A 20,650-nucleotide genomic window follows, 5' to 3' on the forward strand; every position below is an offset into this window, starting at 1 on the left:
ATCCGACAAAAAAAGGCCAGCCTGAAGGCTGGCCTTTTAAAAGCGATATCAGTCGATTACTTCAGACCGGCAGCTTCACGCAGCAGAGCGGCTTTGTCGGTTTTTTCCCATGGGAAATGTTCACGACCAAAGTGACCGTATGCAGCGGTTTCTTTATAGATAGGGTGCAGCAGATCCAGCATCTGAATCAGGCCGTATGGACGCAGGTCGAAGAACTCGCGTACCAGCAGCGTCAGCTGTTCTGAAGGCACTTTCTCGGTACCAAAGGTTTCAACCATGATGGAGGTGGGTTCAGCCACGCCGATTGCGTAGGAGACCTGAATCTCACAGCGGTCAGCCAGGCCGGCAGCAACGATGTTTTTCGCCACATAACGTGCCGCGTACGCCGCAGAACGGTCAACTTTAGACGGATCTTTACCGGAGAACGCACCGCCACCGTGACGCGCCATGCCGCCGTAGGTATCAACGATGATTTTACGACCTGTCAGACCGCAGTCACCCATTGGGCCGCCGATAACAAAGCGTCCTGTTGGGTTGATGAAGAATTTGGTCGCAGAGCTCAGCCATTCGGTAGGCAGAACCGGCTTGATGATCTCTTCCATCACTGCTTCCTGCAGGGATTTCTGATCGATTTCTTCGGAGTGTTGAGTAGACAGAACCACCGCGTCAATCCCGACGATTTTGCCGTCGTCATACTGGAAGGTGACCTGGCTTTTCGCATCCGGGCGCAGCCACGGCAGGGTGCCGTTTTTACGTACTTCAGCCTGACGCTGCACCAGACGGTGTGCGTAGGTGACCGGTGCTGGCATCAGCACGTCGGTTTCGTTGGTTGCATAGCCGAACATCAGACCCTGGTCGCCCGCGCCCTGTTCCAGCGGATCGGCACGGTCAACGCCCTGGTTGATATCCGGAGACTGTTTGCCAATTGCGCTCAGTACCGCGCAGGAGTTGGCATCAAAACCCATATCAGAATGCACATAGCCGATCTCACGCACCGTGTTACGGGTGATCTCTTCGATATCAACCCATGCGCTGGTGGTGATCTCACCGCCAACCAGAACCATGCCGGTTTTGACATAGGTTTCGCACGCTACGCGTGCTTTAGGATCCTGCGCCAGGATCGCATCCAGCACCGCATCGGAGATTTGGTCAGCAATTTTATCAGGATGTCCTTCTGATACGGACTCGGACGTAAACAGGTGTTTTGCCATGTTTTATTTCACCTAAGAGGAATTTGGTTAGCTCAAGCTGCTGTGTGGAATAGCCAAAGGAGATAATTCTACCAAGGCCTGCAGGTTTTTGACACTGGCAGTATGAGTGTTAATCAGTATAGATGGATTAACATCTGGATGGCTATTTTAGGTCACTTCTTCGCCCGATTTCCAGTTTTTTTTGACTAACCTCTCACTCAGTTGAAATTGCTGCTGGCAATAATTCCTGACGGCCCCGGCAACACGCGCATTTTTGTTTTGCTTTTTAGCCCCCTTCTCGGTATAAAACGCGGCGCGCGGCTCATATAAAATAAGCGCTCGATGAACTCATCGTGTCGCCACTTCCAGCCGGGTTAAGCAGTGAACTTTTAGCTTTGGCTTGGGGTCCGTTTCAGCAGAAGCGGCCGTGGAGGTGATACGAGATAATGAACCATCGTTTTCCGATAATTCAGCGCAGCCGTTCTGGCGCGCATTTGATTCCCGCAACCCGCATTTTTAGTCTGCAAACCTGCCGATGTTATACCCATCTCGGCGCTTCTCAGGATTCCAGGGCCGGTCGCGCTTTGTGAAAACTGAACAAGGGCGCTCTTGTTAATACAAGAGTTTTCTCGTGGTTTCGCCGAACCTTGTCATACAGAGTTCGGATACGTGTTTTACAATGATATGAATAAGAAACCGGTCGCACGGTCTGGATTTCAGCATACTCTGCTGGGAAACGGAGCCGTTTATGGGTTGTTATCGCCGTATAACGCTGCGATAGTAGTCAACTGTTTTACACTTAATACAAAGAGTTGAGGTTCGCTATGTCTGACGACATGTCTTCTTTTTCGCCTTCGTCAGCGGGCGAACAGGGTGTACTACGTTCTATGCAGGAGGTTGCGATGAGCTCCGAGGAAGCCAGCAAGATGCTGCGCACTTACAATATTGCCTGGTGGGGCAATAACTATTACGACGTTAACGAACTGGGCCACATCAGCGTCTGCCCGGATCCGGACGTCCCTGAAGCGCGCGTGGATCTCGCGAAGCTGGTTAAAGCCCGTGAAGCTCAGGGCCAGCGTTTGCCTGCACTGTTCTGCTTCCCGCAGATCCTGCAACATCGCCTGCGTTCGATTAACGCCGCGTTTAAGCGCGCGCGTGAATCCTACGGTTATAAAGGTGACTACTTCCTGGTTTACCCGATCAAGGTGAACCAGCACCGCCGCGTAATTGAATCTCTGATCCACTCCGGCGAGCCGCTGGGCCTGGAAGCGGGTTCCAAAGCGGAACTGATGGCAGTTCTGGCGCATGCGGGCATGACCCGTTCAGTGATCGTCTGTAACGGCTATAAAGACCGTGAATACATTCGTCTGGCGCTGATTGGCGAGAAGATGGGCCACAAGGTCTATCTGGTTATCGAAAAGATGACCGAAATCGCCATCGTGCTGGAAGAAGCCGAGCGTTTGAACGTGGTGCCACGCCTTGGCGTGCGTGCGCGTCTGGCGTCACAGGGTTCCGGAAAATGGCAGTCCTCCGGCGGCGAAAAATCCAAGTTCGGCCTGGCGGCAAACCAGGTACTGCAGCTGGTGGAAATCCTGCGCGAGCGCGGTCGTCTGGACAGCATTCAGCTGCTGCACTTCCACCTCGGCTCGCAGATGGCCAACATTCGCGATATTGCGACCGGCGTGCGTGAGTCAGCGCGTTTCTACGTTGAGCTGCATAAGCTTGGCGTAAATATTCAGTGCTTCGACGTGGGCGGCGGCCTGGGCGTGGACTACGAAGGGACCCGCTCGCAGTCTGACTGCTCCGTGAACTACGGCCTGAACGAATACGCGAACAACATCATCTGGGCGATCGGCGATGCCTGTGAAGAGAACGGCCTGCCGCACCCGACGGTGATTACCGAATCCGGTCGCGCGGTCACCGCGCACCATACGGTGCTGGTCTCGAACATCATCGGCGTTGAGCGTAGCGAAACCACCGAAGCGACGCCGCCGGCAGACGATGCCCCGCGTTCCCTGCAGAGCATGTGGGAAACCTGGCAGGAGATGCACGAGCCGGGCACGCGTCGTTCCCTGCGCGAATGGTTGCACGACAGCCAGATGGACCTGCACGATATTCACGTGGGCTATTCTTCAGGCACCTTCAGCCTGCAGGAGCGCGCGTGGGCGGAGCAGCTTTACCTGAACATGTGCCATGAAGTGCAGAAACAGCTCGACCCGAGTAACCGCGCGCACCGTCCGATAATCGACGAGCTGCAGGAGCGTATGGCGGATAAGATTTACGTCAACTTCTCGCTGTTCCAGTCGATGCCGGATGCCTGGGGAATCGATCAGCTGTTCCCGGTACTGCCGCTTGAAGGGCTGAACCACGCCCCCGAACGTCGCGCGGTGCTGCTGGACATTACCTGTGACTCCGACGGTGCTATCGACCACTACGTTGACGGCGACGGTATCGCAACGACGATGCCAATGCCGGAATACGACCCGGAGAACCCGCCGATGCTGGGCTTCTTCATGGTCGGCGCGTATCAGGAGATCCTCGGCAACATGCACAACCTGTTCGGTGATACCGAGGCTGTTGACGTGTTTGTCTTCCCTGACGGCAGCGTGGAAGTTGAGCTGTCCGATGAAGGGGACACCGTGGCGGACATGCTGGAATACGTTCAGCTGGATCCGAAAACCCTGCTGACGCAGTTCCGCGATCAGGTGAAAAACACCGGTCTGGACGACGCGCTCCAGCAGCAGTTCCTGGAAGAGTTTGAAGCGGGTCTGTACGGATACACGTATCTGGAAGACGAGTAGTCGTTGATGCCCGGTGGCGCTGCGCTTACCGGGCCTACGAATGTAGGCCGGATAAGGCGAAGCCGCCTTCCGGCAGAATGCTATACTCACTTGAACCCGTATGCATTACCGGCGATAATTCGCCCTAATAAGCGATTTACGAATCAATCCCTTCCTCGTCGGGTTTAACGACGCGGAGGGGATTTTTTTTCATCTGTTTATAATGTATCGACTTTAAAAGAGGTCAGGACATGAGCACTTTAGGTCATCAGTACGATAACTCTCTGGTATCTAACGCGTTTGGTTTTTTACGCCTTCCGATGAACTTCCAGCCGTACGATAGCGACGCTGACTGGGTGATCACCGGCGTGCCGTTCGATATGGCGACATCTGGCCGCGCGGGTGGTCGTCACGGCCCGGCAGCGATTCGTCAGGTTTCCACTAACCTTGCGTGGGAGCATAACCGCTTCCCGTGGAACTTCGACATGCGCGAGCGCCTGAACGTGGTGGACTGCGGTGACCTGGTGTACGCCTTCGGCGACGCGCGTGAGATGAGCGAAAAGCTGCAGGCCCACGCCGAGAAGCTGCTGGCTGCCGGTAAGCGCATGCTCTCCTTCGGCGGCGACCACTTCGTGACCCTGCCGCTGCTGCGCGCCCACGCGAAGCACTTCGGTAAAATGGCGCTGGTACACTTTGATGCGCATACCGACACCTACGCGAACGGCTGTGAGTTTGACCACGGCACCATGTTCTTCACCGCGCCGAACGAAGGCTTGATCGACCCGAACCACTCAGTGCAGATCGGCATTCGCACCGAGTTCGACAAAGACAACGGCTTCACCGTGCTGGATGCGGGCCAGGTTAACGATCGCGGCGTTGATGACATCATCGCTCAGGTGAAGCAAATCGTGGGTGATATGCCTGTGTATCTGACCTTCGACATCGACTGCCTGGATCCGGCTTTTGCTCCGGGTACCGGTACGCCGGTCATCGGCGGTTTGACCTCAGATCGTGCCATCAAACTGGTGCGCGGCCTGAAGGATCTGAACATTGTTGGGATGGACGTGGTGGAAGTGGCGCCTGCCTATGACCAGTCCGAGATCACTGCGCTTGCCGCAGCGACTCTGGCACTGGAAATGCTCTACATTCAGGCAGCTAAAAAAGGCGAATAAGCCTCGCCTGGCGTGAAAAAAAACCTCTCTATTGAGAGGTTTTTTATTGCCTTTAGAACACGTTAAACGGGTATTCCACGTAAGCGCGGATCTCGTCCCCGCCCACGTTGTAATCGCTGGCGTTGCTGGAGACGCGCAGCACGGAATAGCGCAGTTTCAGTTTCAGATCCTTCGCCGGGCCATCCTGCACCTGGTACTGGATCTGGTTAAACCACTCGTGCTCTTTGCCGTTGCTGGTTTCAGAGGTTTTGATGTTATCGCCACGCACGTAGGCGGTGGTCCAGCTCAGGCCCGGTAAGCCAAGGCCGCTAAAGTCCAGACCGTAGGAAGCCTGCCATGAACGTTCATCTTCGCCGTTAAAATCTGACCAGTAGGAGTTCGCTAGCCAGATGGTGTTACCGCCGTCACCCACGCCGCCCTTGTCACGATAGCCGCCGTAGTTGTAGCCGGTACTGCCGCTGCTCTGCTGGTACGCTACTTTGAACGTGTGAATATCCCAGATGTAGCTCGCCGCCAGGCTCCAGATAGCGTTGCTGCGGCCCGTATCGAGGCTGTCCGCGTAACCTTGGTCGAGACGGGAGTTATAGCCGTTGAAGTCGAGCACCAGCTGCTGTCCGGTGCTGAACGGCTGCTTGAAGTTCAGGCCCAGGTACTGCTTGTTCATCACCTCTTCATTATGAGAGGCGTAAAGCGCGCCGCTGAACTGGTCGTTAAACTGGTAGCTCGCGCCGCCGAAGGAGAGGCTCTTCAGCCCGCTGTCGTGGCGGTCATCGCTTTTGCGCTGCTCGTCGGTGAAGTAGCCGGCGTTAACTTCCAGGCCGTCGATCTCTTTCGAGGTCAGCATGGCGCCGGTGTAGCTTTCAAACAGCAGGCGAGAGCTGTCGGCATTGACGATAGGCAATTCAGGACGCTGATTCCCGTAGCTCAGTACGGTATTCGAGATGCGCATTTTGGCGGTTGCGCCAAACTTTGCCAGATCGGATTTTGCCCGGCCGTCGTCTTCCTGCTTAAAGAAGTCGATGCCGCCTGCGCCGCTCTTACCGCGACCGCCGTCCAGGCGCACGCCGTATTGAGCAATACCGTCCACACCAAAGCCCACCAGCCCTTCGGTATAGCCGGATGCAAACGTGGCGATGATCCCCTGACCCCATTCGGCTTTGTCCTGCTGGCCCTGATGGTAGTCGCGGCTGATATACGCATTGCGGAAAAACAGGTCCAGACGGCTGTCGTCAATAAAACCCTGGCTGTCGGATTGCTGGCTTGCAGCGGCAGGTAATGCGGCAAATAAGCTTAAAGCAACTAATGATAATTCTTTTTTCACGGAGGGAACGTCTCTGTCTGGATATATTAATTTGAATAACTGCGGAGGTGATAATTACCGGAAAAAGTGACCTTTGCAATAATTATGTGACCAGACATTTCAATGCCATAGGGCAGATTTGGCGGGGCTTTCAGGGGTGTTATCGATACGTGCTGTTAAGTTAACAATTCATGCGAAATAAAAAGGAGGCAAAACTGCCTCCTCCTGAAATTATTTAATTCCGTCTGCGGCCATACGGTCGCGAATATGCTGCGCGCGTTCTTCTGAGGCCGGGTGATCGTCAAACATTGAGCTTTGGCGCCCCGCTTCCAGCTTGGCCAGTTTTTCGAAGCTGGTGGCTAAACCTGATGGATTAATGCCGCGTTTGCGCAACAGATCGTAGGAGTAGTCATCCGCCTCGGACTCCTGACGCTGTGAGAACTGAGAGTTAACCAGCTTTTCACCCACGTCGCCAAGCTGTGACTGTGACAGGCTGCCAACGATCCCGCCCGCAGAGGCCGCCGCTGCGCGGATGGCATTGGTGCCCAGGGCAACCTGCATCCCTTTCTTCACGTGGCCCAGGGCAACGTGGCCCATTTCATGGCCGATGACCGCTTCCACTTCATTGTCGGTCATCATGTCCATCAGTCCGCTGTAGACGCGGATACAGCCGTTCGCCATCGCGAAGGCGTTGACGTCTTTCGCCATGTACACCTTGTAGTTCACCGGCTGGCCGTTGATGTTATCGCCCAGCGCGGAAGCAATCTTATTCAGACGCTGCGTGTAGGTACTGTTGGCCGGCGCAAGCGTGGCTTTTCCGTCCATATCTTTACAGGCCTGGTCGCTCAGCGCTTTCACCTGCGCATCGCTCAGGGAATAGGCCTGAAAGGCCTCTGCCCCTGACGTCATCAGACCGTTAGAATCCATATTCTGACAGCCGCTCAGCAGGAGCGTTGTACCCAGGGCCAGCACTATTGCACGCATTTTCATGAGGTTGCTTCCGTACTCGTTAATCTGAATAAAATCCGAAAAGGTCACCGTTAGCGAAGCCGGTGTCGGGCTAAGTATAAGGAATATCTACAGGGCCGGGCGAGTAGATTGCGCAACATGCGAGCATGATCCAGAGATTTCTTAAGCTGCAAAAGAATGGTCCATGTACATGGCATGCCGCTTGGGTTACATTGTTGGCACTTTTTTCCGGCGTAGCCCAAAACGCGCTGTCGTCAAGGGCATGGCCTTTAACAGTCCGATCTGGAGTTAAAATGTCCTCACGTAAAGAGCTTGCTAATGCTATTCGTGCGCTGAGCATGGACGCAGTTCAGAAAGCCAAATCCGGCCACCCAGGGGCCCCTATGGGTATGGCTGATATCGCCGAAGTCCTGTGGCGTGATTTCCTGAACCACAACCCGCAGAACCCGTCATGGGCTGACCGCGACCGCTTCGTGCTGTCCAACGGCCACGGCTCTATGCTGATCTATAGCCTGCTGCACCTCACCGGCTACGATCTGCCAATTGAAGAGCTGAAAAACTTCCGTCAGCTGCATTCCAAAACTCCAGGTCACCCGGAAGTGGGCTACACCGCTGGCGTAGAAACCACCACCGGCCCGCTGGGTCAGGGTATTGCTAACGCCGTGGGTATGGCGATTGCAGAGAAGACCCTGGCGGCGCAGTTCAACCGTCCTGGTCACGACATCGTTGACCACTTCACCTACGCGTTCATGGGTGACGGCTGCATGATGGAAGGCATTTCTCACGAAGTGTGCTCCCTGGCAGGTACCCTGAAGCTGGGTAAACTGGTTGCGTTCTATGACGACAACGGTATCTCCATCGACGGTCATGTTGAAGGCTGGTTCACCGACGACACCGCAGCACGTTTCGAAGCCTACGGCTGGCACGTTGTGCGTGGCGTTGATGGTCACGATGCTGACTCGATTAAACGTGCAGTGGAAGAAGCGCGCGCTGTGACGGACAAACCGTCCCTGCTGATGTGCAAAACCATCATCGGCTTCGGTTCACCGAACAAAGCGGGTACGCACGACTCCCACGGCGCGCCGCTGGGCGATGCAGAAATCGCACTGACCCGCGAAGCGCTGGGCTGGAAACACCCTGCATTCGAAATCCCATCAGAGATTTACGCTCAGTGGGATGCAAAAGAAGTAGGCCAGGCGAAAGAAGCGGCCTGGAACGAGAAGTTCGCTGCTTACGCGAAAGCCTTCCCACAGGAAGCGGCTGAATTCACCCGTCGTATGAAAGGTGACATGCCGTCTGACTTCGACGCGAAAGCGAACGAGTTTATCGCTAAGCTGCAGGCGAACCCGTCTAAAATCGCGAGCCGTAAAGCGTCTCAGAATGCGATTGAAGCGTTCGGCCCATGGCTGCCAGAATTCCTGGGTGGCTCCGCTGACCTGGCGCCATCTAACCTGACTCTGTGGTCTGGTTCTAAGCCAATCAACGAAGATACTGCCGGTAACTACATCCATTACGGTGTACGTGAATTCGGTATGACCGCGATTGCCAACGGTATCTCCCTGCACGGCGGTTTCCTGCCGTACACCTCTACCTTCCTGATGTTTGTTGAATATGCCCGTAACGCCGTGCGTATGGCGGCGCTGATGAAACAGCGTCAGGTAATGGTCTACACCCACGACTCCATCGGTCTTGGCGAAGACGGCCCAACTCACCAGCCGGTAGAGCAGGTGGCTTCCCTGCGCGTGACCCCGAACATGAGCACATGGCGTCCATGTGACCAGGTTGAATCCGCGGTGGCGTGGAAATACGGCGTTGAGCGTAAGGACGGTCCAACCGCGCTGATCCTCTCCCGTCAGAACCTGGCGCAGCAGGAGCGTACCCCTGAGCAGCTGGCGAACATCGCTCGCGGTGGTTACGTGCTGAAAGATTGCGCGGGCCAGCCTGAGCTGATCTTCATCGCTACCGGTTCTGAAGTTGAGCTGGCTGTTGCCGCATGGGAAAAACTGACTGCCGAAGGCGTGAAGGCGCGCGTGGTCTCCATGCCGTCTACCGATGCGTTCGACAAGCAGGATGCCGCTTACCGTGAATCCGTTCTGCCTAAAGCGGTTTCCGCACGTGTGGCAGTGGAAGCGGGTATCGCTGACTACTGGTTCAAATACGTGGGCCTGAACGGTGCCATCGTCGGTATGACCACCTTCGGTGAGTCTGCTCCGGCAGAGCAGCTGTTCGAAGAGTTCGGCTTCACCGTTGAGAACGTTGTCGCGAAAGCGAAAGAACTGCTGTAATCGCCGTTTTGCCCGGTGGCGCTACGCTTACCGGGTCTACAAATGGCTCGAAAGTAGGCCGGGTAAGCGCTAGCGCGCCACCCGGCTTTTTTTGCGTCATTATTCCACCTAAAATGTGACGCAAGTCATATAGCTCGCTTATTCATCTGGACAGACATTCCTTTTATTCCCCGATTCGCTTATTCTTGCTGAAGCGTTTCAGTCGATTAAATGTTCGACAATTGACCAATCAATCGCAGTTTGTGACAGCAAGGATTCCCCTTCGGGCGTAGCTGGATTACTCTTTCAGCCACCTCAAACTCAGGGATTGCTTTGCAGGAGATCTATGACCGTACGCGTAGCGATTAATGGCTTCGGTCGCATCGGGCGTAACGTGGTTCGTGCTTTGTATGAATCCGGACGTCGGGCGGAAATAACCGTGGTGGCAATCAATGAACTGGCGGATGCTGCGGGCATGGCGCATTTATTGAAGTATGACACCAGCCACGGACGTTTCGCCTGGGATGTGCGCCAGGAAAGAGATCTGCTTTTTGTGGGTGATGACGCTATTCGTGTTCTGCATGAGAAAAGCATTTCCGGGCTACCCTGGCGTGAACTGAGTGTGGATGTCGTGCTTGACTGTACCGGTGTTTATGGCAACCGCGAACACGGCGAAGCGCATCTGACTGCAGGCGCGAAAAAAGTCCTGTTTTCTCATCCCGGCAGTAATGACCTCGACGCGACCGTCGTGTTTGGCGTCAACCAGCATGAGCTGCAGGCCGAACACCGCATTGTTTCCAACGCCTCCTGTACCACCAACTGCATTATTCCGGTCATCAAACTGTTAGACGATGCGTATGGCATTGAATCCGGCACAGTGACCACGATTCATTCCGCCATGCACGATCAGCAGGTTATCGACGCCTACCATCCGGATTTACGACGCACTCGCGCGGCGAGCCAGTCAATCATTCCGGTGGATACAAAACTGGCGGCAGGGATCACCCGAATTTTTCCGCAGTTTAATGACAGGTTTGAAGCGATTGCCGTGCGTGTTCCAACGATTAACGTTACTGCAATCGACCTTAGCGTGACGGTGAAAAAACCTGTAAAAGCCTGTGAAGTCAACCTGTTGCTGCAAAAAGCGGCACAGGGGGCATTTCATGGTATAGTTGACTATACGGAATTACCGTTGGTCTCAGTAGATTTTAACCACGACCCGCACAGCGCCATCGTTGATGGCACGCAAACGAGGGTTAGTGGCGCACACCTTATCAAGACGCTGGTCTGGTGTGATAACGAATGGGGCTTTGCTAACCGAATGCTCGACACCACGTTAGCAATGGCCGCTCAAGGTTTCAGGTAAGACGCATCGTGCGTCTGCAAAACTTTAAGAATCAACGAGAGGATTCACCATGTCTGTAATTAAGATGACCGATCTGGATCTGGCTGGTAAACGCGTTTTCATCCGTGCCGATCTGAACGTACCGGTTAAAGATGGCAAAGTGACCAGCGACGCGCGTATCCGTGCATCTCTGCCAACCATCGAACTGGCTCTGAAGCAGGGCGCGAAAGTGATGGTCACCTCCCACCTGGGGCGTCCAACTGAAGGCGAGTACAACGAAGAGTTCTCTCTGCTGCCAGTGGTTAATTACCTGAAAGACAAACTGTCCAACCCGGTTCGCCTGGTGAAAGATTACCTGGACGGCGTTGAAGTTGCGGCCGGTGAACTGGTTGTTCTGGAAAACGTTCGCTTCAACAAAGGCGAGAAGAAAGACGACGAAACCCTGTCCAAAAAATACGCTGCACTGTGCGACGTATTCGTGATGGATGCCTTCGGTACTGCTCACCGTGCACAGGCGTCAACCCACGGTATCGGTAAATTCGCAGACGTAGCGTGTGCCGGTCCTCTGCTGGCTGACGAACTGGAAGCGCTGGGTAAAGCACTGAAAGAACCAGCTCGTCCGATGGTGGCTATCGTTGGTGGTTCTAAAGTTTCTACCAAACTGACCGTTCTGGATTCCCTGTCTAAAATCGCTGACCAGCTGATCGTTGGCGGTGGTATCGCGAACACCTTCGTTGCCGCTCAGGGCCACAACGTGGGCAAATCTCTGTACGAAGCAGACCTGGTTGACGAAGCCAAACGCCTGCTGGGCACCTGCGATATCCCGGTTCCAACTGACGTTCGCGTCGCGACCGAGTTCTCCGAAACCGCAACCGCGACCCTGAAATCTGTGAACGACATCAAAGATGAAGAGCAGATTCTGGACCTGGGCGACGTTTCTGCACAGAAACTGGCTGAAATCCTCAAAAACGCAAAAACTATCCTGTGGAACGGTCCTGTTGGCGTGTTCGAATTCCCGAACTTCCGCAAAGGTACTGAAATCGTTGCTAACGCTATCGCAGACAGCGAAGCGTTCTCTATCGCAGGCGGTGGTGACACCTTGGCAGCAATCGACCTGTTCGGTATCGCTGACAAGATCTCCTACATCTCCACTGGTGGCGGTGCATTCCTCGAATTCGTGGAAGGCAAAGTACTGCCAGCAGTAGCAATGCTCGAAGAGCGCGCTAAGAAGTAAGCCATTCAAGGGCAGGGAAACCTGCCCAATTTTCAGCGCGCTTTTAAGAGCTCGCACCTTTTCTAACGGCCGAAGATACAGGACTAAGCAACATGTCTAAAATTTTTGATTTCGTAAAACCTGGCGTTATCACTGGTGATGACGTACAGAAAGTGTTCCAGGTAGCTAAAGAAAACAACTTCGCTCTGCCAGCAGTTAACTGCGTGGGTACCGACTCCATCAACGCCGTACTGGAAACTGCTGCTAAAGTTAAAGCTCCAGTTATCGTTCAGTTCTCTAACGGCGGCGCTGCGTTCATCGCAGGTAAAGGCGTGAAAACTGACATTCCTCAGGGTGCTGCAATCCTGGGCGCTATCTCTGGTGCGCACCACGTTCACCAGATGGCTGAACACTACGGTGTTCCAGTTATCCTGCACACTGACCACTGCGCGAAGAAACTGCTGCCGTGGATCGACGGTCTGCTGGACGCGGGTGAAAAACACTTCGCGGCAACCGGTAAGCCACTGTTCTCTTCTCACATGATCGACCTGTCTGAAGAGTCACTGCACGAAAACATTGAAATCTGCTCTAAGTACCTGGCGCGCATGGCCAAAATGGACATGACCCTGGAAATCGAACTGGGCTGCACCGGCGGTGAAGAAGACGGCGTGGACAACAGCCACATGGACGCTTCTGCCCTGTACACCCAGCCAGAAGACGTTGATTACGCTTACACCGAGCTGAGCAAAATCAGCCCACGCTTCACCATCGCAGCGTCCTTCGGTAACGTACACGGCGTTTACAAACCAGGTAACGTGGTTCTGACCCCGACCATCCTGCGTGATTCTCAGGAATACGTGTCTAAGAAACACAACCTGCCGCACAACAGCCTGAACTTCGTCTTCCACGGCGGTTCCGGTTCTTCTGCTCAGGAAATCAAAGACTCCGTAAGCTACGGCGTAGTGAAAATGAACATCGATACCGATACCCAGTGGGCAACCTGGGACGGTATCCTGCAGTACTACAAAGCGAACGAAGCTTACCTGCAGGGCCAGCTGGGCAACCCGAAAGGCGAAGACCAGCCGAACAAGAAATACTACGATCCACGCGTATGGCTGCGCGCTGCTCAGACGTCCATGGTGACCCGTCTGGAGCAGGCTTTCAAAGAACTGAACGCGATCGACGTTCTGTAATTTGAGTTGCTAACAGCATCAGAAGGCCCGCAAATGCGGGCCTTTTTTTATGCTTTTTCAATACCCTGCCAGACCTGTTTTTGTGATCTGTTTGGCAAACCCGGTCCTTTTTGTTTACCCTTTACGAACCTGCCTGTCTCCATGGGGGATGGATTTTGTGTTTTGGTTTAACAAAAGGAAGAATAAATGGAACAACTCGATGTTGTAGACAGCATCAATAACGCCGGTAACTGGCTGGTACGCAACCAGGCGCTATTGCTGAGCTATGCCGTGAACATTGTCGCGGCGATTGCCATCATCATCGTCGGGATGATCGTGGCGCGTATCGTATCGAACGCGGTTAACCGCGTGATGCTGGCCCGTCACATTGACGCCACGGTGGCTGACTTCCTCTCCGCACTGGTGCGCTACGGCGTCATCGCCTTTACGCTGATTGCGGCGCTGGGCCGTGTGGGCGTGCAGACCGCCTCCGTCATCGCCGTTCTCGGTGCCGCCGGCCTGGCCATTGGTCTGGCGCTGCAGGGCTCGCTTTCAAACCTGGCGGCAGGCGTGCTGCTGGTCACCTTCCGTCCGTTCCGCTCCGGCGAATACGTTGACCTGGGCGGCATTGCCGGAACCGTGCTGCAGGTGCAGATTTTCTCTACGACCATGCGTACCGTTGATGGCCGCATCGTGGTCGTGCCGAACGGGAAAATCATTGCGGGCAACATTATTAACTTCTCCCGTGAACCGGTGCGTCGTAACGAACTGATTATCAGCGTGGCATACGACTCCGACATCGATCAGGTGAAGTCGCTGATTACTAATATCATTGCTTCAGACGATCGCATTCTGAAAGACAAAGAGCAGACGGTTCGCCTGAACGAACTCGGTGCTTCCTCCATTAACTTTGTGGTGCGCATCTGGAGCAAAAGCAGCGATCTGCAAAACGTGTACTGGGACGTGCTGGAACGCATTAAGCGCGACTTCGACGCCAACGGCATCAGCTTCCCGTATCCGCAGATGGACGTAAACGTCAAAAAAGTCAAAGAAGCAGAATAACGTCACCCGTAGGCCCGGTAGGCGCTCGCGCCACCGGGCTTTGCTTTCATAAGCTCTGCTAATACCCAATTAATATTATCCATTTCCTCTAATGTGATTCGCGCAGTATAGTCAGCCTCCAGAACAACACTGCGAGAAAATCGTCATGCTATCTTATTATTTTCAAGGGCTTGCCTTAGGTGCGGCCATGATCCTTCCGCTCGGACCGCAAAATGCGTTCGTGATGAATCAGGGCATCCGCCGCCAGTACCATCTGATGATTGCCCTGCTGTGCGCGGTAAGCGATTTGCTACTGATCTGCGCCGGGATTTTTGGCGGCAGCGCGCTGCTGATGCAGTCTCCGTGGCTGCTGGCGCTGGTCACTTGGGGCGGCGTGGCGTTTCTGCTCTGGTACGGTTTTGGTGCCCTGAAAACGGCGATGAGCAGCAACCTCGAGCTGGCGAGCGCGGAGGTCATGAAGCAGGGCCGCTGGAAGATTATCGTCACCATGCTGGCGGTCACTTGGCTTAATCCGCATGTTTATCTCGACACCTTTGTGGTGCTGGGCAGCCTGGGCGGACAGCTGGACGTTGAGCCGAAACGGTGGTTTGCGCTCGGTACGGTCAGCGCCTCGTTCCTCTGGTTCTTCGGTCTCGCCATTCTGGCGGCATTGCTGGCGCCCCGCCTTCGTACGGCCAAAGCCCAGCGCATCATTAATACCCTGGTCGGCCTGGTGATGTGGTTTATCGCTTTCCAGCTGGCGAAAGAGGGGATTCATCACGTTCAGGAATTGTTCAACTAATCCTTGTCTTATGGACAACTGAATAAGACCCGCTAAGCTTGCTGGCATGCGCCCTGTTAATGGGCACTCTTCGCAACATGGAGGAATAACAGTGAAGTTTAAGGTGATGGCCCTGGCGGCATTAGTAAGTTTTGGGGCGGTGTCGGTGCAGGCAAGTGAACTGCCGGATGGCCCGCACATCGTCACTTCAGGCACCGCAAGCGTGGACGCGGTACCCGATGTTGCAACCCTGGCAATTGAGGTGAATGTGGCGGCGAAAGATGCAGCGTCTGCCAAGAAGCAGGCTGACGATCGCGTTGCGCAATACCTCTCTTTCCTCGAGCAGAACGGTGTCGGTAAAAAAGATATCAACTCCGCTAACCTGCGTACTCAACCCGATTACGACTACCAGAATGGTAAAAGCATCCTGAAGGGCTACCGCGCCGTGCGTACCGTTGAAGTGACCGTGCGTCAGCTGGATAAGCTTAACTCGCTGCTGGACGGTGCGCTGAAGGCGGGTCTCAACGAAATTCGTTCCGTGTCGCTGGGCGTTGCGCAACCGGAGAAATACAAAGACGAAGCGCGTAAAGCGGCTATTGATGATGCCATTCACCAGGCGGAACAGCTGGCTTCTGGCTTTAAGAGCAAGCTCGGCCCGGTTTATAGCGTGCGTTACCACGTCTCTAACTACCAGCCAAGCCCGATGGTTCGTATGATGAAGGCTGATGCAGCCCCGGTGTCCGCTCAGGAAACTTACGAGCAGCCAACTATTCAGTTCGACGATCAGGTCGATGTGGTCTTCCAGCTGGAACCAGTTTCAGCACAGCCGAAACCTGCTCAGTAATCTGTAGGCCGGGTAAGGCGTAGCTGCCACCCGGCTTTTCTTTTTAATCCTGTCTCAACACCTTATGCCCGTATGCCAGCAGCGCGTCGGTGACGTTGCGCATCATACGGCTTTCCGGCGCAAAACGGTGCCAGTAGAGCATCCGGCGCTGATACAGCCCCGGCGTCAGGTCAATCAGCTCACCGCTTTTCAACTCTTTCTCAATCTGCAGGTGCGGGATCATGCAGCAGGTGGTGCCCTGGCGCGCAAGCTGCACGAAGGCTTCAGACGAGTTGACGATATGGCACGGCACGCTGCCAGGCGGCAGATCGAAGTTTTGCTGCAGGAATGCCTGATGCATATCGTCCAGATGGTCGAACGCCACGGCAGGGGCTTTCAGCAGCGCGGCGCGGGTGACGCCGTTGGGGAAGTAGCGCTCGGCAAAGGCTTTTGACCCCACAAACAGGTAGTCCAGTGCGCCCAGCTGATCGACAAGACAGCTTGGCAGCGCCTGAGGCTGAATACTGACGGCCCCAACCACTTCACCGCGACGCAGGCGCTCCTGGGTTCGGGTTTCATCTTCAACCTGTAAGTTCAGGCGGATAGGGGAATCTGCTAATACCGGCGCAAGAGCCGGCAGCAGCCAGGTTGCCAGACTGTCGGCGTTGACCGCCAGAGAGAGCAGCAGCGGCGTAGAGCCCGTTTGTTCGTCACCCAGCCACTCGTCTTCCAGCAATTCAACCTGGCGCAGCAGGGCGAGGAGTTTTTGCCCTTGCTCGGTTGGACGTGGCGGCACGGTACGCACCAGCAGCGGCTGGCCGAACATGTTTTCAAGCTGTTTTATACGCTGTGATACGGCGGACTGGGTGATGCAAAGCTTTTGCGCCGCGCGCTCAAAACCGCGTTCACGAATAACTGCATCAAGTGCCTGTAGTGTTCTGTAGTCCGGACGTTTCATTGCTCTGGCTGGCTCCTTAATTTTGCTTATTCTGCACTATGACACAATTTTCCCTTTGTGGCAGACGAATTCCATTCGACGTGTTCTATAATGCGCCCTGAGTTTTCACACCACAGGCAAAACGATCATGACGCAGGATGAACTGAAAAAAGCAGTAGGATGGGCCGCTCTCCAGTACGTACAGCCGGGTACCATTGTCGGTGTCGGTACGGGATCAACCGCGGCACACTTTATCGATGCGCTGGGCACGATGAAGGGGCAAATCGAGGGCGCGGTTTCCAGCTCTGATGCTTCCACGGAAAAGCTGAAAAGCCTCGGCATTACCGTTTTCGATCTTAACGAAGTGGATCGTCTGGGGATTTACGTTGACGGCGCGGATGAAATCAACGGCCACATGCAGATGATCAAAGGCGGCGGCGCGGCGCTGACGCGCGAAAAAATCATCGCCTCCGTTGCGGACAAGTTTATCTGCATCGCGGACGCCTCCAAGCAGGTCGACATTCTGGGTAATTTCCCGCTGCCGGTCGAAGTGATCCCAATGGCCCGTAGCGCGGTTGCCCGTCAGCTGGTGAAGCTTGGCGGTCGTCCGGAATACCGTCAGGGTGTAGTCACCGACAACGGTAACGTGATCCTCGACGTTCACGGTCTGGAAATTCTTGACGCGATTGCGCTGGAAAATGCCATCAACGGCATTCCGGGCGTAGTGACCGTAGGGCTATTCGCCAACCGTGGCGCGGATGTGGCGCTGATCGGCACCGCTGACGGCGTGAAAACCATCGTAAAATGATCTGATGGGGGGAGTCCTCCCCCCGCTAAAAAATTTTTGAAAAGCTAAATTCGGTGACTTGTGTCACGTTTTTACGCCTCTTTTGCCGATCCTGCCGCGTTTGTAAATTTCCATAGCATTTTCCTCTGACATTTTGCTCTGTATGACTTTTCTTCAGAGTGCCGACGCAAACGTTCATATTGCTGCAATAGTTTTTTTTGATATGTTGGCTACGGCGGATTCATATCCAGCACAACATCAGTTCAGACAAAAACAGGGTCGGGTAAATGGCAAAGGTATCACTGGAGAAAGACAAGATTAAATTCCTGCTGGTCGAGGGCGTACATCAAAAAGCAATCGATAGCCTTCGTGCGGCAGGTTACACCAACATCGAATTTCACAAAGGCGCGCTCGATACCGAAGAGCTGAAAGCGTCCATCCGTGATGCCCACTTCATTGGCCTGCGATCCCGTACTCACCTGACTGAAGAGGTTATTGCCGCGGCGGAAAAGCTGGTGGCTATCGGCTGCTTCTGCATTGGTACCAACCAGGTTGACCTGAATGCTGCCGCGAAACGCGGTATTCCCGTCTTCAATGCCCCGTTCTCTAACACCCGTTCCGTGGCGGAGCTGGTGATTGGCGAACTGCTGCTTCTGCTGCGCGGCATTCCTGAAGCTAACGCCAAGGCGCACCGCGGCGTGTGGAACAAACTGGCGTCTGGCTCATATGAAGCGCGTGGTAAAAAGCTGGGGATTATCGGCTATGGCCACATCGGTACCCAACTGGGGATTCTGGCGGAATCTCTCGGTATGCATGTCTATTTTTACGATATCGAAAGCAAGCTGCCGCTGGGCAATGCCACCCAGGTTCAACACCTGTCTGACCTGCTGAACATGAGTGACGTGGTGAGCCTGCACGTGCCGGAAAATGCGTCCACCAAAAACATGATGGGCGCGGAAGAGCTGGCGCTGATGAAGCCGGGCTCACTGCTGATTAACGCCGCGCGCGGCACGGTTGTCGATATCCCTGCGCTGTGCGATGCGCTGAAGCGTAAGCATCTGGCGGGCGCAGCCATCGACGTGTTCCCGACGGAGCCAGCCACCAACAGCGATCCGTTTACCTCTCCGCTGTGCGAGTTCGACAACGTGATCCTGACGCCTCACATTGGCGGTTCCACCCAGGAAGCGCAGGAGAACATCGGTCTGGAAGTGGCGGGTAAACTGAGCAAATACTCCGACAACGGTTCTACGCTCTCTGCCGTGAACTTCCCGGAAGTGTCTCTGCCGCTGCACGGTGGTCGTCGTCTGCTGCACATCCACGAAAACCGTCCAGGCGTGCTGACCGCGATCAACCAGATCTTTGCCGAGCAGGGCGTTAACATTGCCGCGCAGTATCTGCAGACGAACTCGCAGATGGGCTACGTGGTTATTGATATCGAAGCGGATGATGATGTGGCCGAGAAAGCGCTGCTGAGCATGAAGTCTATTGCGGGGACGATTCGCGCGCGTCTGCTGTACTGATAGTGCGGTTTGTGGTGTCGGGTGGCGGCTGCGCCTTACCCGACCTACTCTGAGCATTTGTAGGCCGGGTAAGCGTAAGCGCCACCCGGCTTTATTCTACCAGACCCAGATTTTGCTGGGCGTCACCACCGCCGGCAACGGCACATCCCATTTCTCCACCGGTAACGCCTCCACGCCCTGACAATCATGCGCATAGCCCACCGGCTGCAACCCGTACTGCTGCCAGTTTTGCAGCGTCCGGTCATAAAAACCGCCGCCCATCCCTAAACGCTGGCCCTGTTCATCAAACGCCACCAGCGGCGTGATCAGTACATCCAGCTGTGACAGCGGCAACACGTCGCGCACGTCGAGTTTCGGTTCGGTGATTTTCAGGCGGTTCACCACCAGCTCGCTGTGCGGATGGTAGTGCAGAAACAGCAGATTCCCCTCGCTAAACGGGTGCAGCACAGGCAGATAGACCTTCTTCCCGGCGCGCCAGAGTTGCTCTATCAACGGTTGGGTGTCCAACTCGCCGTCAAACGACAGAAACAGCGCAACGGTATGCGCCATCAGGACAGGGGGATACGCCATCATACGGGCGGCGGCCTGCTGGGCAAAATGCGCTTGCTGATCGGAGGTTAACGCACGGCGGCGCTGACGAATTAGCTGACGGATGTCCTGGCGTGAAGCAGAAACTTCAGGGAATTGAGTCATGGTAGTCGGTAGAAGAAAAGAGAGGGAATCTCCGAGATGCCGCCGCAGGCTGTAACCCTTGAACCCTTGGTTCAAGGTGAATGTGTCGTCATAGTTTTAAGGCTTCTCGGACGGACCGAGCATGCTCACCAACCATGGAGCGCCACATTCTTGTGGTATGAAATATCGGCTCAGGGGACTGGCCCGCTTGCGAACATCTCAGAGAAATTTTGTCTTCACAGTTACTCTACCATAGTCAACTGAGAAGTGTTATTCAAACTTGGGTCCCGGTCTTTCGGGATTGCGACCTTGATCAAGCAATGCCTGTTCTATGGTCTGCTGGAGCATTTTAATGCGCTGCTCCATGCTTGCCGCGTAGTCGCGGGTCTTCGCTTTTTCCTGAGTCAGTTCATAGCTGATGTTCAACGCGGCGATGAAAACCAGCTGCTCAGTATTTGTGACTCTAGTGCGTTCTTTTAGATCTTGCAACCGCTGATTCAAATCGTCCGCAGCCTGATTCAAAGCATCCCTTTGTTCAGGCGGACAATTCACTCGCAGTGAACGGCCAAAAATCTGGAGATCGACGGGTTGTGCAGACATGCCACCTTCCTGCTGATTGACTGCGCTGCCTTCGCTTACGGCCCCGGGGGCTGCGAAGGGGCGACACTATAGCTACCCTGATGT

Annotated in this window: 18 protein-coding genes and 1 other RNA gene; 12 read left to right on the plus strand and 7 right to left on the minus strand. The window is 54.9% G+C overall.

What is annotated here, in order from left to right:
* Positions 1 to 56 precede the first annotated feature (56 nt).
* Positions 57 to 1,211 carry a methionine adenosyltransferase gene (gene metK / locus USH94_RS03085; RefSeq protein ID WP_014885184.1) on the minus strand — a complete coding sequence of 385 codons (1,155 nt, stop codon included), beginning with the start codon at positions 1,209 to 1,211 and terminating at the stop codon, positions 57 to 59.
* Between the two features lie 663 nt (positions 1,212 to 1,874).
* On the opposite strand from metK, the gene yqgB reads away from it, so the two are divergent.
* From yqgB to speB, 3 genes are all read left to right on the plus strand, one after another.
* A complete protein-coding gene (yqgB, locus tag USH94_RS03095) occupies positions 1,875 to 2,006 on the plus strand; it encodes an acid stress response protein YqgB (RefSeq protein WP_127312443.1) in 132 nt (43 codons plus the stop codon).
* Between the two features lie 8 nt (positions 2,007 to 2,014).
* Positions 2,015 to 3,991 (plus strand): biosynthetic arginine decarboxylase, encoded by a 1,977-nt coding sequence (speA, locus tag USH94_RS03100; protein WP_008499744.1) that lies wholly within the window; start codon positions 2,015 to 2,017, stop codon positions 3,989 to 3,991.
* A gap of 230 nt (positions 3,992 to 4,221) precedes the next feature.
* Positions 4,222 to 5,142 carry an agmatinase gene (gene speB, locus USH94_RS03105; RefSeq protein ID WP_014071686.1) on the plus strand — a complete coding sequence of 307 codons (921 nt, stop codon included), beginning with the start codon at positions 4,222 to 4,224 and terminating at the stop codon, positions 5,140 to 5,142.
* 52 nt (positions 5,143 to 5,194) lie between these two features.
* Here speB and USH94_RS03110 read toward each other — a convergent pair whose 3' ends face one another.
* Together USH94_RS03110 and USH94_RS03115 are read right to left on the minus strand one after the other, a co-directional pair.
* Complete coding sequence (locus USH94_RS03110) at positions 5,195 to 6,463, minus strand: OprD family outer membrane porin (RefSeq protein WP_111963219.1); 1,269 nt, start codon at positions 6,461 to 6,463, stop codon at positions 5,195 to 5,197.
* Positions 6,464 to 6,673: 210 nt separating this feature from the next.
* Entirely contained in the window at positions 6,674 to 7,432 is a 759-nt protein-coding gene (locus tag USH94_RS03115; RefSeq protein WP_021242066.1) for a M48 family metallopeptidase, read from the minus strand.
* A gap of 272 nt (positions 7,433 to 7,704) precedes the next feature.
* On the opposite strand from USH94_RS03115, the gene tkt reads away from it, so the two are divergent.
* The 7 genes from tkt (at position 7,705) to USH94_RS03150 (ending at position 16,071) form a co-directional block, all read left to right on the plus strand.
* Positions 7,705 to 9,696, plus strand: a complete 1,992-nt coding sequence (tkt, locus tag USH94_RS03120; RefSeq protein ID WP_111963218.1) for a transketolase — start codon at positions 7,705 to 7,707, stop codon at positions 9,694 to 9,696.
* Between the two features lie 325 nt (positions 9,697 to 10,021).
* A complete protein-coding gene (gene epd, locus USH94_RS03125; RefSeq protein WP_111963217.1) occupies positions 10,022 to 11,041 on the plus strand; it encodes an erythrose-4-phosphate dehydrogenase in 1,020 nt (339 codons plus the stop codon).
* 49 nt (positions 11,042 to 11,090) lie between these two features.
* Positions 11,091 to 12,254: a phosphoglycerate kinase gene (pgk, locus tag USH94_RS03130; RefSeq protein ID WP_023309116.1), complete on the plus strand. Its 1,164-nt coding sequence runs from the start codon at positions 11,091 to 11,093 to the stop codon at positions 12,252 to 12,254.
* 92 nt (positions 12,255 to 12,346) lie between these two features.
* The gene (gene fbaA / locus USH94_RS03135; RefSeq protein ID WP_008499731.1) at positions 12,347 to 13,426 is read left to right on the plus strand and encodes a class II fructose-bisphosphate aldolase; all 1,080 of its coding nucleotides are present in this window, start codon (positions 12,347 to 12,349) and stop codon (positions 13,424 to 13,426) included.
* Between the two features lie 186 nt (positions 13,427 to 13,612).
* A complete protein-coding gene (locus USH94_RS03140) occupies positions 13,613 to 14,467 on the plus strand; it encodes a small-conductance mechanosensitive channel MscS (protein ID WP_111963216.1) in 855 nt (284 codons plus the stop codon).
* Positions 14,468 to 14,612: 145 nt separating this feature from the next.
* Positions 14,613 to 15,248: an arginine exporter ArgO gene (gene argO, locus USH94_RS03145; RefSeq protein ID WP_111963215.1), complete on the plus strand. Its 636-nt coding sequence runs from the start codon at positions 14,613 to 14,615 to the stop codon at positions 15,246 to 15,248.
* Between the two features lie 91 nt (positions 15,249 to 15,339).
* Positions 15,340 to 16,071, plus strand: a complete 732-nt coding sequence (locus tag USH94_RS03150) for an oxidative stress defense protein (protein WP_111963214.1) — start codon at positions 15,340 to 15,342, stop codon at positions 16,069 to 16,071.
* A gap of 43 nt (positions 16,072 to 16,114) precedes the next feature.
* Here the strand turns inward: USH94_RS03150 and argP are convergent, their stop codons facing one another.
* A complete protein-coding gene (gene argP / locus USH94_RS03155) occupies positions 16,115 to 17,008 on the minus strand; it encodes a DNA-binding transcriptional regulator ArgP (protein WP_008499727.1) in 894 nt (297 codons plus the stop codon).
* A gap of 127 nt (positions 17,009 to 17,135) precedes the next feature.
* Here argP and rpiA point away from each other — a divergent pair, with 127 nt between their 5' ends.
* Complete coding sequence (rpiA, locus tag USH94_RS03160; protein ID WP_003860091.1) at positions 17,136 to 17,795, plus strand: ribose-5-phosphate isomerase RpiA; 660 nt, start codon at positions 17,136 to 17,138, stop codon at positions 17,793 to 17,795.
* Positions 17,796 to 18,061: 266 nt separating this feature from the next.
* Positions 18,062 to 19,294 (plus strand): phosphoglycerate dehydrogenase, encoded by a 1,233-nt coding sequence (serA, locus tag USH94_RS03165; protein ID WP_111963213.1) that lies wholly within the window; start codon positions 18,062 to 18,064, stop codon positions 19,292 to 19,294.
* Positions 19,295 to 19,390: 96 nt separating this feature from the next.
* Here the strand turns inward: serA and USH94_RS03170 are convergent, their stop codons facing one another.
* The 3 genes from USH94_RS03170 to zapA all read right to left on the minus strand — a co-directional run bounded on the left by USH94_RS03170 (position 19,391) and on the right by zapA (position 20,566).
* Positions 19,391 to 19,987 (minus strand): 5-formyltetrahydrofolate cyclo-ligase, encoded by a 597-nt coding sequence (locus USH94_RS03170; RefSeq protein WP_111963212.1) that lies wholly within the window; start codon positions 19,985 to 19,987, stop codon positions 19,391 to 19,393.
* Between the two features lie 24 nt (positions 19,988 to 20,011).
* Positions 20,012 to 20,195: non-coding RNA, 6S RNA (gene ssrS / locus USH94_RS03175), on the minus strand.
* 41 nt (positions 20,196 to 20,236) lie between these two features.
* Positions 20,237 to 20,566 (minus strand): cell division protein ZapA, encoded by a 330-nt coding sequence (zapA, locus tag USH94_RS03180; protein ID WP_006811891.1) that lies wholly within the window; start codon positions 20,564 to 20,566, stop codon positions 20,237 to 20,239.
* Positions 20,567 to 20,650: the final 84 nt, after the last annotated feature.

Source organism: Enterobacter sp. 148H3 (assembly GCF_034107425.1).
GTDB lineage: Bacteria > Pseudomonadota > Gammaproteobacteria > Enterobacterales > Enterobacteriaceae > Enterobacter > Enterobacter vonholyi.

Coding starts and splice junctions, on each gene's coding strand:
- USH94_RS03140 (WP_111963216.1), top strand. CDS start 13,613: ATGGAACAACTCGATGTTGTAGACAGCATCAATAACGCCGGTAACTGG.
- argP (WP_008499727.1), bottom strand. CDS start 17,008: ATGAAACGTCCGGACTACAGAACACTACAGGCACTTGATGCAGTTATT.
- serA (WP_111963213.1), top strand. CDS start 18,062: ATGGCAAAGGTATCACTGGAGAAAGACAAGATTAAATTCCTGCTGGTC.
- fbaA (WP_008499731.1), top strand. CDS start 12,347: ATGTCTAAAATTTTTGATTTCGTAAAACCTGGCGTTATCACTGGTGAT.
- USH94_RS03170 (WP_111963212.1), bottom strand. CDS start 19,987: ATGACTCAATTCCCTGAAGTTTCTGCTTCACGCCAGGACATCCGTCAG.
- yqgB (WP_127312443.1), top strand. CDS start 1,875: ATGAATAAGAAACCGGTCGCACGGTCTGGATTTCAGCATACTCTGCTG.
- argO (WP_111963215.1), top strand. CDS start 14,613: ATGCTATCTTATTATTTTCAAGGGCTTGCCTTAGGTGCGGCCATGATC.
- tkt (WP_111963218.1), top strand. CDS start 7,705: ATGTCCTCACGTAAAGAGCTTGCTAATGCTATTCGTGCGCTGAGCATG.
- zapA (WP_006811891.1), bottom strand. CDS start 20,566: ATGTCTGCACAACCCGTCGATCTCCAGATTTTTGGCCGTTCACTGCGA.
- pgk (WP_023309116.1), top strand. CDS start 11,091: ATGTCTGTAATTAAGATGACCGATCTGGATCTGGCTGGTAAACGCGTT.
- USH94_RS03115 (WP_021242066.1), bottom strand. CDS start 7,432: ATGAAAATGCGTGCAATAGTGCTGGCCCTGGGTACAACGCTCCTGCTG.
- metK (WP_014885184.1), bottom strand. CDS start 1,211: ATGGCAAAACACCTGTTTACGTCCGAGTCCGTATCAGAAGGACATCCT.
- epd (WP_111963217.1), top strand. CDS start 10,022: ATGACCGTACGCGTAGCGATTAATGGCTTCGGTCGCATCGGGCGTAAC.
- speA (WP_008499744.1), top strand. CDS start 2,015: ATGTCTGACGACATGTCTTCTTTTTCGCCTTCGTCAGCGGGCGAACAG.
- rpiA (WP_003860091.1), top strand. CDS start 17,136: ATGACGCAGGATGAACTGAAAAAAGCAGTAGGATGGGCCGCTCTCCAG.
- speB (WP_014071686.1), top strand. CDS start 4,222: ATGAGCACTTTAGGTCATCAGTACGATAACTCTCTGGTATCTAACGCG.